This is a genomic window from Streptomyces africanus, assembly GCF_030816955.1.
Lineage (GTDB): Bacteria > Actinomycetota > Actinomycetes > Streptomycetales > Streptomycetaceae > Streptomyces > Streptomyces africanus.
On record NZ_JAUSYP010000001.1, the window covers coordinates 9,025,127 to 9,037,781 of the forward strand.

The following is a 12,655-nucleotide window of genomic DNA, read 5'->3' on the forward strand; positions in this document are numbered from 1 at the left end:
CTTACGAGTTGGTCTCGGACGAGCGTCGGCGGGCGAGAGCGAGGCCTGTCAGCGTCGGGATCGCCATGGCGCCGATGCCGACCAGCGCCGCGGTGGTATAGGCGCTGTCGTCGGGGAAGAGGTGGCCGGGGCCGGTGCCCGCGGCGAGGATCAGGCCGCCGATGGCGCTGCCCAGGGAGTACCCGACGCTGCGGACGACGTAGTTGAAGCTCATGGCGCTCGACGTCTCGCTCTTGGGGGTGACGGCCAGGATGACGCCGGGCATCGCGGCCGAGAAGCCGCCGACGCCGAAGCCGAGCACGCCCATCGCCGCGAACAGTTCGGCCAGGTCCGACCGGGCCGCCGCGAACAGGGCGAACCCGCCGCCGACCACGACGGCGCTGCCGGCCAGGAGCAGGGGGTCGGCGATCCGCGTCCGGACCCGCGGCGTGTCCCGGGTGCCGGTGAACCGGCTCTCGGCGTTGGCCCGGTACGGGCAGTTGAGCAAGGCGCAGACGATCGAGCGGGCGCCGGAGCCGCGGCGCACCGCGCTGCTCACGGCGGTGGTGCGGCAGCTGGAGGCGCAGGCGGTCGACGACGCGCTCGACCTGTTCGCGGTGCTGATGGCGAACCGGCTGATCAGCCCCGCGCGGCGGGCCTCGGACCGGGAACGCCTGGCGATGCTGCCGCAGTTGGAGAAGGCGGCCCGGGTCCTGGCGAAGGCGTCGAAGATCCTCACCGAGGAGCTGGACTTGGTCGTCGAGCACGACGCGGACCTGGACGTCGCCGCGCCGTGGGCGGCCGTGGAGGAGGCGGTGCCGCGGACGGCGGTCTCCTCCGCGGTCGCGACCGTGGAGGCCCTGGTCCCGGAGGACGACGGGTCGGCCGAGGCGGCGATGCGCGAGAAGCTGGCCCTGCGCTACAACACAGTGCGCCCCTTCCTCGCCCTGCTCGGTGAGTCGGACGCCTTGGGCGCGGCCCCCGCTGGGCGGCGCCTGCTCAAGGCGGTGCGCCGGCTCCCCGCGCTCTCGCGCCGAAGGGTCAAGGACCGGCCGCTGCTGCCCCGCGAGGTCGACGCCGAACCGGTGCCCGCGATGTGGAAGCGGGCGGTGTTCTCCAACGCCAAGCTGCCCCAGGGCTCCGTGGACCGGGATGCGTACGTGGTGTGCGTCCTGGAGCAGCTGCACCGCGCACTGAACCGGCGCGACGTGTTCGCCGCCCCGTCGAACCGGTGGGCCGATCCGCGCGCGAGGCTGCTGGACGGGGCGCGGTGGGAGGCGATGCGCCCGGACGTGCTCGCGGGCCTGTCCCTGACCGAGGAGGCCGCCGCACACCTCGCCGACCTCGTACGCGGGCTGGATGTGGCGTGGCGGCAGATGGCCGACCGCATGGAGGAGGCGGGCGACGACGCGAAGGTCGAGATCGTCGTCCCCGAGGGCGGCGGACGCGCCACGCTGTCGGTGGACAAGCTCGGCGCGGTGGGCGAGCCGGAGTCGCTGACCTGGCTGAAGAACACCACGGAGGCGATGCTCCCCAGGATCGACATACCCGACTTGCTCTTCGAGGTGCACTCCTGGACCGGGTTCCTCGACGCGTTCGGCCACGTCTCCGACCGGTGCACCCGCATGGAGGGCCTGCTCGTCTCCCTGGTCGCGCTGCTGGTGGCGCAGAGCTGCAACATCGGCCTGACCCCGGTCATCGACCCGGACAACAAGGCCCTGACCCGCTCGCGCCTGTCCCACGTCGACCAGAACTACGTACGGGCCGACACCATCGCCGCGGCGAACGCCGCGCTGATTGCCGCCCAGTCCCGCATCGAGCTGGCCCAGATGTGGGGCGGCGGGCTGCTCGCCTCCGTCGACGGCCTGCGTTTCGTCGTCCCCGTCAAGAGCATCAACACCGGCCCCTCGCCCAAGTATTACGGCTACAAGAGGGGCGTGACCTGGCTCAACGCAGTAAATGACCAGGTCGCCGGGATCGGCGCGATGGTCGTACGCGGCACCCCGCGCGACAGCCTCTACACCCTGGACACTCTGCTGAACCTGGACGGCGGGGTGAAGCCGGAGATGGTCGCCACCGACAACGCCTCATACTCCGACACGGCGTTCGGCTGTACAAGATGCTCGGCTTCCGCTTCGCCCCGCGCTTCCGCGACCTGAACGACCAGCGGTTCTGGCGCGCGGACTACCCCGACGGCGACGAGTCGTCGGGGTACGGGCCGCTGGATGCGGTGGCCTGCAACAAGGTCAACCTCAAGCGGATCGTCACGCACTGGCCGGACATGCTCCGCGTCGCCGGATCGCTGATCACCAACCAGGTGCGCGCGTACGACCTGCTGCGGATGTTCGGCCGCGAGGGACACCCCACCCCGCTGGGCGCCGCGTTCGCCGAGTACGGCCGGATCGACAAGACCATGCACCTGCTCGCCGTGGTCGACCCGGTCGACGACACCTACCGGCGACTGATGAACCGGCAGCTCACCGTGCAGGAGTCCCGCCACCGGCTCGCCCGCGCGATCTGCCACAGCGGGCGCGGGCAGATCCGTCAGGCATACCGCGAGGGCCAGGAGGACCAGCTCGCCGCGCTCGGCCTGGTCCTCAACGCCGTCGTCCTGTGGAACACCCGCTACCTCGACGCCGCCGTCGCCCAACTCCGCGCCGAGGGCCACGACATCAAGGACGAGGACGTCGCCCGCATCTCCCCGCTCAAGGACCGGCACATCAACTTCCTGGGCCGCTACCTGTTCAACATCACCGCCAGCGGCCCCGGCCGGGGGCTGCGCCCCCTGCGTGATCCGGACGCCACCGAGCCGGACGAGGACGATGACGCCGAGTGAGGCGGGTTCCCGGCTGCGGTGCCGAAGTGGGTCAGTCCGTGGGCCACCGCGACGGTTGACCAGTGAGCCGTGTGCGTCGTGAAGCTTGCAGGCCACGAGGGTTGATGTGGTGGCGGGCGGGATGCTCGGGCTGGTCGTCGGCCGGTGTCCACGGTGGAGATCGTCTGACGTGCCGGCCGCTGATGAGCTTCGGACCGGCTATGGCATGCGGATGCTGCGTATGACATCCGCGGCGCCGCCCAAGAGGACCCGCAGCCCCGACGCGTCGGGTTGTGCGGTGGCGGTGATCGTGGAGGGACTGCCGAGGGAGTCACCCATGTCGACTGCGATGTCGCTGATGCCCTGGCCGGCCAGGTGCGCAGCGAGGCAGGCGGTGCTGTTGGCGTTGGCGATGTCTTCCGCGACGCCGATCGACGGGGCGAACATGCGGGCCGCGACGCGGCCGGTGGGCGTCGGCACCGAGTAGGCGTAGCAGCCCAGGAAACCGAGACGGTCGCAGGCGGCACGGAGCCGTTCGAAGTCCGGGCTGAGGGTGGTGAGAGCGGACCGCGTAGTAAGGGGAACCAGCAACCGCGACCGCCCCACTGAGGCGACGCGGGCACCGGGAGCGAGTGTGCCCGAGGTGACACCGAGTGCGGGCAGGACAAGGTCGCACTCGATCGCTGTGGGCCTGCGGAGGTCTACAGGACCGGGGTCGAAGGCGGCATGGACATGCGTCTTCTCCCGTACGGACCAACCAGGGAAGACACGCCCTGCCGCATGGACGGTGGCTCGATACTCCCGGCCCCCGGCGCGCTCGGCCATGAAGGCCAGAGCGGCAACCGTCCCATGACCGCACGCAGGCAGTTCTCCCTCGGCGGTGAAGAAGCGGAGGGACACGACCGGACCGCCCCGTCGGCTGTCGTGCACCGACACGAAGACGGCATGCGACGTTCCCATCAGAACCGGCACACGACGACGCTCATCGTCACTCAACGGCTCCTCGACCAGCACCGCGGTGGGACTACCGCCGTGGCCGTCGCGCAGACACGCGCGGACGATCGTGACGGGCAGACCGTATCTACTCATCGCAGTGCCGGGATCCTTGTGCCGGACCGGCGTCCGCTTCCTCCGCCCACCGCCGGCTCCACGCGAACAGCGGTTGGAGGGCGTCGACAAGGTCCCCACCGAGCTGGGTGAGGTGATATCCGTCCTCGCGCAGAGTGATCAGGCGGACATCGGTCAGCTCGCCGAGCCGGGTACTGAGCACACTGGAGGACATGCGCTCGCACCGGCGCTGCAACTCACGGAAACCGCCCGGGGCTTGACTCAGCTCCCACAGGATGAGCAGCGTCCAGCGCCGTCCCAGCAGATCGAGTGCGGCCATGACCGGGCGTCCCGATGAGGACCCCCGCACCGGTACGCCGGGCCGCGGTGTTCCGCCTCCCATGTTCCCCTCTCCTCCTTGCGCTTCGCTTCTCGAAGCAGCATAGTGATTCGAAAACAGAAGCACTAGCAACGGAAGCGCCGATGTCGCGATTAGCCCTGCTGGAACCGCCGTACGCCGACCAGGCCGACGCGCTGCTCGCGCGCATGATGCCCGGGGACGTGCCGCCGATCGGGCTGTTCCGGATGTTCGCCGAACGGGTCGGGCTCACCCGCGAACAGGCGGCATCCCTGGTGCACGGCGGCCCCGCTGACGAGTGCTGGACGTCCGAACGGGAACGGCTGCTCATCCTCGCCGTCGACGCGCTGCACGAGCGTTCCGACATCGATGACGCGCTGTGGACACAGCTCGTGTCGGTCTTCGACGAGCTCCAGCTGCTCGATCTGCTTCTGCTGTGCGGGTGGTACCACGCCGTCAGCTTCGCCGCGCGCGCCACGCGCGTGCCGCACGAGCCCGGCGCGCCTCGCTTCGCCGACTTCTTCCTCATCACGACCGGGACCAGCCGATGAGCACTACCCGGGAACACTCCGAGGCGCGGCTGCTGAGCCCCTCCTTCATGTTCATCGCCCTGGTCGTGGCGGCAGTCGCCGGCCTCGGGACACCGCTGCACCCACTTCACCGGATGCACGAATTTCGCGTTTTCCCTACCGGAGGCTCCCGATGAACGAAATCGATACGCAGGTCCGAGAGTCGGCGGTGCGAACCGCGCTGGCTGAGGACTGCGCCGGCGACGACGTCACCACACTCTGGGCGGTGCCCGCCGACGCGCGTGCGCACGCGCGCATCCTGGCCCGACAGGACGGCGTGGTCGCCGGCCTCCCGCTTCTCGGTGAGGTCTACCGACAGCTCGGCCACGACGTCGAGGTGAGTGTGCGCGTAAAGGACGGAGAACGTGTTCAGGCAGGACAGAGCCTGGCGGAACTGACCGGACCGTCGCGCGCGATCATCACCGGGGAGCGCACCGCATTGAACTTCCTGCAGCGCATGTCGGGCATCGCTACCCACGCCGCGGCGTTCGTGGACGCGGTGGCCGGACTGTCGGTCCGAATCCTGGACACCCGCAAGACGGCACCCGGGCTTCGCGCCCTGGACAAGTACGCGGTCGCGACCGCCGGGGCGAGCAACCACCGCCTCGACCTGGCCGCAATGGTGCTGCTCAAGGAGAACCACATCGCCGTGGCGGGCGGGGTCGGCGCCGCTGTCGCAGCCATCCGCGCACGCAACGCCGCCGGCATCGCCGTCGAGGTCGAAGTCGAGTCGGTGGCCCAGGCAGCTGAGGCTCTGCGCACCGGGGTCGAGTGGATCATGCTGGACAACCTGTCCGTCGAAGACATGCGGCACATCGTGACACTGCGAGGGTCGGACGGACCCCGACTCGAGGCGTCTGGATCCATCACGCTGGACACGGTCAGGGCCGTCGCGGAGACCGGAGTCGACGCGATATCCGTCGGTGCCATCACCCACAGCGCGCCGGCGTTCGACCTCACTCTGCTGCTGACGCCGACGGCACCAGCGGGTGGCGGACACCCGGCGAGGTTCGGATGAGGCCGTGTCTCCTCCTGCGTGGACGGGCTGGAATGCCCGCCATGGCCGACCCCGTCGACCGGGAGGCCCTCGTTTCCGTCTCCGGCATGTTCCCGCCCCGTCGCCGAAGGCGCCGGGCGCCGAGGAAGACTTCGCCGGGACGCGAACCGGCAGAGCCGTGGGTGGCAGAGCCGAACCAGGCCGGATCAGCACGTCCTCACAAATGACCGGTGCTCTGTCGCCGGGATCGAGCAATCTGAGCGTCAATTCGCAGCCGGACATGTCCGGCCGAACACAGGAGGTTTCCATGGCCAAGGGCTACTGGGTCAGTGTCTACCGCGCCATTTCCGACCCTGAGAGGCTGACTGCCTACGACAAGCTGGCCGGTCTGGCCGTCCAAGCCGGGGGCGGGCGGGTCCTGTCCAGTGGCGGCCGAGTCGTCGCCCACGAAGCCGGAAACACGCACCGCGTCGTTCTGATCGAGTTCGACAGCTTCGATCAGGCCGTCGCGGCATACGAGAGCGAGGCGTACCAGAAGGCGCTGGTGGTCCTCTCCGACTGCGTCGAGCGCGACTTCCGCATCATCGAAGGCATCGACTGACCGACGGGCTCAGGCATCGCTGAGCATCCGTCACCTGATACGCCGGACAGAAGCAGGCCAACCAGATCATCGCCACCGCCCGCGCCCCCGTCGAGCACGGCCTCGCCGCGCTGAAGAACTGGCGCGTCCTCACCCGACTCCGGCTCAACCCGGCACGGGCTACGAACCTGCTGCGCGCACTGCTGGTCCTCACCAACCTCGAAGCCGGCCGGTGGCAGACGATCATGAACGCAGACCGACGCACCCGACCGGCACGAGCACCCGCGAACCCTGCCCCGCCACCAGGCTGACCAGCTACTTCACGTTGGCACGGTCCCATTGGCGGGGCAGTCGGGGTGCTGATCCGTCATCGTCGCCGTAGCGGTCACCCCGACTCTCACAAACGGTCCTTTGCGCGAGCGTGATCAAAAACGGGTCGCCAGACCCCGCCCGACCGTCGACTGGTTCTCACAACCCGTTCTCACTCAAAAGCGGGATGGGCCCCCTTCTGAGACTTGCATTGTGCGAAAATCCGGGTCCATGACGGGCCCCCCAACCCCTTCCCCGTCCGAGCAGTCGGACGCGGACGATGTCGAGCGGCACGCCTGCCCGAAGTGCGACACGCAGCCCGGATCGCCGTGCCGCTCGCGCTCAGGAGTGGTCACCTCCGCCTACCACACCCGCCGCTTCACCCTGGTGCCCCACGCCTGAAGAAGGCGCTGAGGGTGCCGACCCCGCCCGACCGCAGGCCGGAAGCGCAAGGGACAGAACCCCTCGGTGGCCAGCATCTACCGGGCGCTCGCCGAGCACGCCAAGCGCGAGGCATACCCCGAAGCCGTCGAGCAGGCCCACGCCGACTTCGCCGACCTCCGCAACGCAGACGTCCCCCGGCGCCGACCGGACGCCGCGGCGCTCAGCTCATGACCATGATCGTTCTCACCGGGATTTCCTGTACTGCAACTACTCACACCCGTTCCTCAAGGGAACCGGCATGTCGAAGCACGGCGCGAACACCTGGCCGCTCTCCTGCGCGCCGGCCGCAACGTCCCGCTGGGCGGCGCGTTCACCCTCGACGGACGCTGTTATAACCGCACCCACTCCGAAACGGATCGGCGCAAGGCCCGGCTCCTCGAAGATCCCGCCGTCAGAGTCGTCGACCACGGCACGGGGAAGACGATCGACGTCACCATGGCCGAGGACGTCGCCTTCTGGGAGTGGGCAACCGTCGAGCTCCTGCGGCACAGCGGCATCCGGGTCGAGGAGCTCACAGAACTGACCCACCTCAGCATCCGCCAGTACCAACGGCCCAACGGCGAGGCCATCGCTCTGCTGGTGGTGGCACCGTCCAAGAGCGACCGAGAGCGGGTGATCCCGATGTCTGCCGAACTCTTCCACGCCGTCGCGCAGATCGTCCGCCGACAGACGCCTGGCGGACAGCCGATCCCATTGGTCAGCCGCCATGACCCTCACGAAAAGACCTGGTCAGAACCCATGCCGTTCCTGCTTCAACGCAAGATCGGCACCATTCGCGGTGTCATGGCGGCTGCCACCGTCCTGGGAATGCTCCGCCGTACCTGCAAGAAGATCGCTGAGACGAACGACGCCTTCGCTGGCATGACGTTCACCCCGCACGACTTCCGCAGGCTCTTCGCCACCGACATCGTCAACGGCGGCCTGCCGATCCACATCGGCGCCGCCCTGCTCGGCCACGTGAATCTCCAGACCACTCAGGGGTATGTCGCGGTCTTCGCCGAGGACATCGTCAAGCCCTACCAGGAATTCCTGAACCACCGCCGGGCCCTGCGTCCTGAGGACGAGTACGGCGACGTCACTTCCGAGGAATGGGCGGAGTTCGAGGAACACTTCGACAAGCGGAAGGTCGAGCTAGGCAACTGCGCTCGCCCCTACGGGACGCCCTGCCAGCATGAACACGCCTGCATCCGATGCCCGATGCCCGATGCTGCAGGTCAACCCGAAGTTGTTGCCCAGGCTCGCGGAGATCGAGAAGGACCTGCTCCTCCGCCGCAAGCGAGCGGAGAGGAACGGTGGCTCGGCGAGATCGACGGCATCGACCTGACCCTGACCTTGGTCCGCGCCAAGCAAGCCGACGCGTCCCGCCTCACGCGCCGAACCCCCGTCACCCTCGGCATCCCAGCCGTCCCTTCCCCGAACAGATGACGACCAGGGTCGGACGCCGGCAGTGGCACTCCCGAATGAACGGATCGCCGTTGCGGAGGGCCGGTGCCCGAGGGGACAATGCGTGGAAGTGCCGGGTGGTCATCCCGGCGAAGTGTTGGAGGCGCTGCTTGTGAACACCGCATCGCGGTGCGCCTCGCTGTGCGCGCCAGACGCTGACCACTTCGCTTCGCCCACCGGCTGACCTGCTTCGTTCACGGTGGGCGCTTCCCCTTATGGGAGACCACCGTAGTGTCCGAAGACTTCGGGACGGTTGATCGCCGTCCGCTGGCAATGGTTCTTGCTGCCAACCTCGTTTCGATCGCAGGGAATTGCCTCACCTACATGGGCGTGCCGTGGTTCGTGCTGCAGAGCACGGGCAGCGCCGCCAAGGCCGGGATCGTCGCGTTCTGCACACTGCTGCCGGCCGTGCTCGCTGCGCTCGTCACCGGTCCGGTCATCGACCGGATGGGGCGACGGCGGGTGAGTGTCGCCTCGGATCTCTCCTGCGGGGTCGCCGTTGCGGCGATCCCACTGCTGCAGTTCGCCGGCATCCTGCAGTTCTGGATGCTGTGCGTGCTGATGGCGCTGACAGGGCTGTTCCGTGCGCCGGGTGAAACCGCTCGCGGCGTGCTGTTGCCCAGGCTCGCCGAACGCGCCGGAATGCCGCTGACCCGGGCTGCGGGGCTGTACGACGGTGCGGCACGCTGCGCGGCGCTGACGGCATCCGCTCTCGGAGGTGTGCTGATCGCCGTACTCGAAGCCGAGAACGTCTTGCTGGTGGATGCCGCGACCTTCGCCCTGGCCGCGCCACTGTTCGCGTTCGGGATGCGCGGCCTGCCAGAGGCGCAGGCTCAACGACGGGCCGAGCCGATGTCGCTGCGTGCCTACCGTCGTGAACTCGCGGAAGGGTATCGCTTCGTAGCAGCCACGCCGCTGCTGCTGGGCCTGTGCCTGATGACACTGGTCACCAGGGGCCTCGACCAGGGGTGGAGCGCCGTGCTCCTGCCCGTGCATGCCCGTGCGGAGCTTGATGGTGCCGTCGGTCTCGGTCTGCTGAACGCGGCATTCGGCATCTGCGCACTCACGGGGGCGCTGGTCTACGGGGCGGTCGGGAGCCGCTTTCGGCGGTGGCCCGTGTTCACGATCGCTTTTCTCATCGGGGGCCTGCCGCGCTTCGTGGTGGCCGCCTTCACCGACACCTTCACCCCGCTGGCCGTGATCATGGCGGTTGAGGGCCTCGCCTTCGGTGTCCTCAACCCCATCATGGCCACCGTGACGTATGAGACGGTGCCGGAGGAACTGCGCAACCGCGTGTTGAGCGCGACAACGGCCTCGGTCCAGCTGGTCACTCCGCTGGGCGGACTGGCCGCGGGCTTCCTCGTGGACTCGGTCGGCTTGTCTCTCACGCTGCTGGCGGTTGGCGGTGTGTATCTGCTTGCCACGCTGTGCCCGATGATCTTCCCGGCCTGGAGGCAGATGGACAGTACCGGTTCTCCTCAGGACAGGCCGGAAGGCTCGCTGCCGCAAAGGTCGAGGTCGAAGCGGGTGTAGTCACGTTGATGGCCGTTTTGGCGCTGCTCACCAACACTTCGGTACTACCCGTCGCGTGATCAGGCGGGGGGCCTGGTTTTCTTCGTCCCGCCGTCGGTGCAGGGGACTGTGCGGGTCAGGCGCCGGGCCATGAGGGTGATGAACGCCCAGTTCAGATGTGCTTCGGCGTGCTGGAGAAGCCGTTCGTGATCCCCCACGTTGCGGCGGGCGTTCATGATCCAGCGGATCGACCGCATGATGATCAATGCTGCCTTCGATCGACCTTGGTCTTCAGCAGCACCCGGGTCCCCCTCATTCAGCCTCCGCCTTCACGGCTCGCCTGGCTTGACTTGGTGCAGAGAAGGAAGAAGATCCGACATGCCGAAACCGTGGACGCCGACGTCGTCGGCTACACCGGGTCGACCGCGCGGCCGCGCACTCGCGGTCCGTCTCCCGGACGGCCGGATCGCGCTCACTCAGTCCCTGAAGGCGCCGCTCGCCGCCCAGGCCGCGGTGCACTTCGCGGCCAGCGATCCACCGCAAAGCGCACGCACCCAGGCGGGGGAGACCTACATCCCCGCCGCTCTCGGGCTGGTCGTTGAGGTCCTGGCCGGGACGACCCGGCACGCCGTAGTTACGGTCACCCGGCTGCGCCTCGGATGAATCGAACATCCACGAAATCGAGTTCCCGAAAATCCACGCACGTTCGCTTGTCGGCCTGGGGAATGCTCCTGAAGCCAGAGAGCAGCAGGACAGCTCAGTGCGCCCACACGTCCGGTCCGCCACCGCGCCACTCGATCAGTCCGGATCGGACCACGTCCATCTCGTCGAACTCCTGCAACCCGGTCTCCTGCATGAACCGGGCGACGTCCTGCGCGGAGAACCTCCGGCCGACGATCGCATCGTCGATGCGAACCCGACGGCCGCCTTCCCCGTCAGGCGAGTAGATCACGACGGGCTGCGCGCTGGCCATGACCTCAGCCTGCTGCCGCGCCGGGTGGGACGCACGGTGTGGTGCGCCAGCCGCGTGCCGCTCGTAGGCTGGTGCTGCTCGGGGTAGTCGCGGAGGTCTGCCATGCCCCGAACCATCTGGTCAGGCGCCATTTCGTTCGGTCTCGTGACAACCCGAAGCTGATCGCGCCGCTCCAGATGTTTCGGGGCATGGCAGACCTCCGGAGCTACCCCGAGCAACACCAGGTTATGAGGGCACCGGCAGCCGCGCATGTGCAAGGGCGCCCAGCCGCGGCTCGTGGGTTATTGAGCCTCCGCCAACTTGAAGTTGCAGGTCAAAGGGCTGGTGTGCCGGTTCTCCTAGGTGCTCACGCTGGTCGTAGGCGGCAGTCTGCGGAGTAGATCGTCTGTCGGAGCGGTCGGCTCGCCGGTTCCTGCTTGCTGGGTATGGGGGGTCCTTGAGGAGCGGTCAAGATGCTCTTGGGCCCTCACTCGGTTGTCGTGGACAACGACAGCAACCGCCGACGGGCCCGATGCGCGAGCCGTCGCCGCAATGGGAATCCCTAGATCATTAGCGGTGTTGGGCCCTGCTGTCAGCATCCGTACTGTGAAGGGCTTTTCGTGCGCGCCATACAGATCGATCGCTTCGGCACCCCTGATGTCCTTGGCATCGTCGATGCTCCCGAGCCCGAGCCGGGCGCTGGAGAGGTGCTGATCCGGACCGTGGCGACCAGTATCAATCCCGTCGATGACAAGACGCGGGAAGGCGCCATCGGCGAAGGAACGCCGCCCCTGCCGATGATCCTCGGCTGGGACCTCGCTGGCATCGTGGTCGACGGCGGTGACAGCGGACTGCGTGCCGGTGAGCGCGTGATCGCCATGTCGCACCAACTCGGCTCCGGCCGGGGGACCTGGGCCGATCTGGTCGCGCTTCCCGCACGAGCAGTCGCCGCTGCACCCCGTTCGATGAGTCTGGTAGAGGCAGCCGCATTGCCGCTTCCCGGGCTGACGGCCTGGCAGACGCTGGACTGGCTGGCGGTCAAGGCCGGCGAGCGGCTGCTCATCGCTGGTGCCGCTGGTGCAGTGGGCGGACTCGCGCTGCAGATCGCGCGGGCACGAGGAGCCAAGGTCGATGCGCTGGTCTCCCGGGATGCGCAGGTCGCCTTCGCCCGCGATCGTGGTGCCGATCTCGTCACCACCGACCGCCGTGCTCTCGAAGGGCACGCTTATGACGCTGTCTTCGACACCTTCGGGGCGTTCGTGACCGAGGCGGTGGTCGATGGCGGCCGGTACGCGTCGATCGCCACCCAAGCAGGTCCAGTCCCCGATCTGGCGTCCCGCGGTGTGCGTACCACGGTCAACCAGGTGCGTGAGGATGGCGCGGGGCTGCACGAGCTGACCAAGCTCGTCGACAGCGGCTCGTTGCAGGTGCGTGTGCACTCCACCTTCAGCCTCCAAGAGATCCAAGCCGCCCATGCGCGGTTTCTTCAGGGCGGCCTGGCAGGCAAGATCACCGTGGTCTTCTGACGCGGCTACCGATCCTCCGGCCCATGCACTTGGCCGGAGGATCCGGAGGAGGTACCCAACGGCCTTCTATGATCCCGTACATGGACCCCGAGCTACTTTAACGAATCACCGCGCGGCGCGCGGA

The 12,655-nt window shown here is 68.4% G+C and carries 14 protein-coding genes and 2 pseudogenes; 11 read left to right on the forward strand and 5 right to left on the reverse strand.

Going from position 1 to position 12,655, the window contains the following annotated elements:
* Window position 1: 1 nt before the first annotated feature.
* A complete protein-coding gene (locus tag QF034_RS41110) occupies window positions 2–487 on the reverse strand; it encodes an MFS transporter (RefSeq protein WP_307179728.1) in 486 nt (161 codons plus the stop codon).
* Between QF034_RS41110 and QF034_RS41700 the strand changes: the two are divergent.
* Window positions 438–2,815, forward strand: a pseudogene (locus QF034_RS41700) (Tn3 family transposase); the annotation flags it as partial. The gene QF034_RS41110 and the pseudogene QF034_RS41700 sit on opposite strands and share 50 nt — an antisense overlap.
* Before the next feature lie 198 nt (window positions 2,816–3,013).
* On the opposite strand, the gene QF034_RS41120 reads toward QF034_RS41700, so the two are convergent.
* Complete coding sequence (locus QF034_RS41120) at window positions 3,014–3,883, reverse strand: PhzF family phenazine biosynthesis protein (RefSeq protein ID WP_307179729.1); 870 nt, start codon at window positions 3,881–3,883, stop codon at window positions 3,014–3,016.
* Window positions 3,876–4,244 carry a winged helix-turn-helix transcriptional regulator gene (locus QF034_RS41125; RefSeq protein ID WP_307179730.1) on the reverse strand — a complete coding sequence of 123 codons (369 nt, stop codon included), beginning with the start codon at window positions 4,242–4,244 and terminating at the stop codon, window positions 3,876–3,878. Before QF034_RS41125 ends, QF034_RS41120 begins: the two co-directional genes overlap by 8 nt.
* A gap of 80 nt (window positions 4,245–4,324) precedes the next feature.
* On the opposite strand from QF034_RS41125, the gene QF034_RS41130 reads away from it, so the two are divergent.
* The 8 genes and pseudogenes from QF034_RS41130 to QF034_RS41165 all read left to right on the forward strand — a co-directional run bounded on the left by QF034_RS41130 (window position 4,325) and on the right by QF034_RS41165 (window position 10,074).
* Complete coding sequence (locus QF034_RS41130) at window positions 4,325–4,750, forward strand: carboxymuconolactone decarboxylase family protein (protein ID WP_307179731.1); 426 nt, start codon at window positions 4,325–4,327, stop codon at window positions 4,748–4,750.
* A gap of 187 nt (window positions 4,751–4,937) precedes the next feature.
* A complete protein-coding gene (gene nadC, locus QF034_RS41135) occupies window positions 4,938–5,786 on the forward strand; it encodes a carboxylating nicotinate-nucleotide diphosphorylase (RefSeq protein WP_307179732.1) in 849 nt (282 codons plus the stop codon).
* A 286-nt stretch (window positions 5,787–6,072) separates the two neighbouring features.
* The gene (locus QF034_RS41140) at window positions 6,073–6,366 is read left to right on the forward strand and encodes a DUF1330 domain-containing protein (RefSeq protein WP_307179733.1); all 294 of its coding nucleotides are present in this window, start codon (window positions 6,073–6,075) and stop codon (window positions 6,364–6,366) included.
* 59 nt (window positions 6,367–6,425) lie between these two features.
* A pseudogene (locus tag QF034_RS41145) lies at window positions 6,426–6,656 on the forward strand (hypothetical protein); the annotation flags it as partial.
* A gap of 229 nt (window positions 6,657–6,885) precedes the next feature.
* Window positions 6,886–7,056 carry a zinc finger domain-containing protein gene (locus tag QF034_RS41150; RefSeq protein WP_307179734.1) on the forward strand — a complete coding sequence of 57 codons (171 nt, stop codon included), beginning with the start codon at window positions 6,886–6,888 and terminating at the stop codon, window positions 7,054–7,056.
* A 66-nt stretch (window positions 7,057–7,122) separates the two neighbouring features.
* A complete protein-coding gene (locus tag QF034_RS41155; RefSeq protein WP_307179735.1) occupies window positions 7,123–7,269 on the forward strand; it encodes a hypothetical protein in 147 nt (48 codons plus the stop codon).
* Between the two features lie 264 nt (window positions 7,270–7,533).
* Window positions 7,534–8,523 carry a tyrosine-type recombinase/integrase gene (locus QF034_RS41160; protein ID WP_307179736.1) on the forward strand — a complete coding sequence of 330 codons (990 nt, stop codon included), beginning with the start codon at window positions 7,534–7,536 and terminating at the stop codon, window positions 8,521–8,523.
* A gap of 291 nt (window positions 8,524–8,814) precedes the next feature.
* Entirely contained in the window at window positions 8,815–10,074 is a 1,260-nt protein-coding gene (locus QF034_RS41165) for an MFS transporter (protein WP_307180105.1), read from the forward strand.
* Window positions 10,075–10,133: 59 nt separating this feature from the next.
* Here the strand turns inward: QF034_RS41165 and QF034_RS41170 are convergent, their stop codons facing one another.
* Entirely contained in the window at window positions 10,134–10,310 is a 177-nt protein-coding gene (locus QF034_RS41170) for a hypothetical protein (RefSeq protein WP_307179737.1), read from the reverse strand.
* A gap of 121 nt (window positions 10,311–10,431) precedes the next feature.
* Here QF034_RS41170 and QF034_RS41175 point away from each other — a divergent pair, with 121 nt between their 5' ends.
* Complete coding sequence (locus QF034_RS41175; protein WP_307179738.1) at window positions 10,432–10,716, forward strand: hypothetical protein; 285 nt, start codon at window positions 10,432–10,434, stop codon at window positions 10,714–10,716.
* Between the two features lie 94 nt (window positions 10,717–10,810).
* On the opposite strand, the gene QF034_RS41180 is transcribed toward QF034_RS41175, so the two are convergent.
* Entirely contained in the window at window positions 10,811–11,026 is a 216-nt protein-coding gene (locus QF034_RS41180; RefSeq protein WP_307179739.1) for a hypothetical protein, read from the reverse strand.
* Window positions 11,027–11,625: 599 nt separating this feature from the next.
* Between QF034_RS41180 and QF034_RS41185 the strand changes: the two genes are divergently transcribed.
* Entirely contained in the window at window positions 11,626–12,531 is a 906-nt protein-coding gene (locus QF034_RS41185) for an NADP-dependent oxidoreductase (protein WP_307179740.1), read from the forward strand.
* Window positions 12,532–12,655 lie beyond the last annotated feature (124 nt).

Excerpts from the sequence above, each read along its gene's own strand:
- QF034_RS41140 (WP_307179733.1), top strand. The coding sequence starts at position 6,073 with ATGGCCAAGGGCTACTGGGTCAGTGTCTACCGCGCCATTTCCGACCCT.
- QF034_RS41125 (WP_307179730.1), bottom strand. The coding sequence starts at position 4,244 with ATGGGAGGCGGAACACCGCGGCCCGGCGTACCGGTGCGGGGGTCCTCA.
- QF034_RS41175 (WP_307179738.1), top strand. The coding sequence starts at position 10,432 with ATGCCGAAACCGTGGACGCCGACGTCGTCGGCTACACCGGGTCGACCG.
- QF034_RS41180 (WP_307179739.1), bottom strand. The coding sequence starts at position 11,026 with ATGGCCAGCGCGCAGCCCGTCGTGATCTACTCGCCTGACGGGGAAGGC.
- QF034_RS41130 (WP_307179731.1), top strand. The coding sequence starts at position 4,325 with ATGTCGCGATTAGCCCTGCTGGAACCGCCGTACGCCGACCAGGCCGAC.
- QF034_RS41170 (WP_307179737.1), bottom strand. The coding sequence starts at position 10,310 with ATGCGGTCGATCCGCTGGATCATGAACGCCCGCCGCAACGTGGGGGAT.
- QF034_RS41160 (WP_307179736.1), top strand. The coding sequence starts at position 7,534 with ATGGCCGAGGACGTCGCCTTCTGGGAGTGGGCAACCGTCGAGCTCCTG.
- QF034_RS41150 (WP_307179734.1), top strand. The coding sequence starts at position 6,886 with ATGACGGGCCCCCCAACCCCTTCCCCGTCCGAGCAGTCGGACGCGGAC.
- QF034_RS41120 (WP_307179729.1), bottom strand. The coding sequence starts at position 3,883 with ATGAGTAGATACGGTCTGCCCGTCACGATCGTCCGCGCGTGTCTGCGC.
- QF034_RS41165 (WP_307180105.1), top strand. The coding sequence starts at position 8,815 with ATGGTTCTTGCTGCCAACCTCGTTTCGATCGCAGGGAATTGCCTCACC.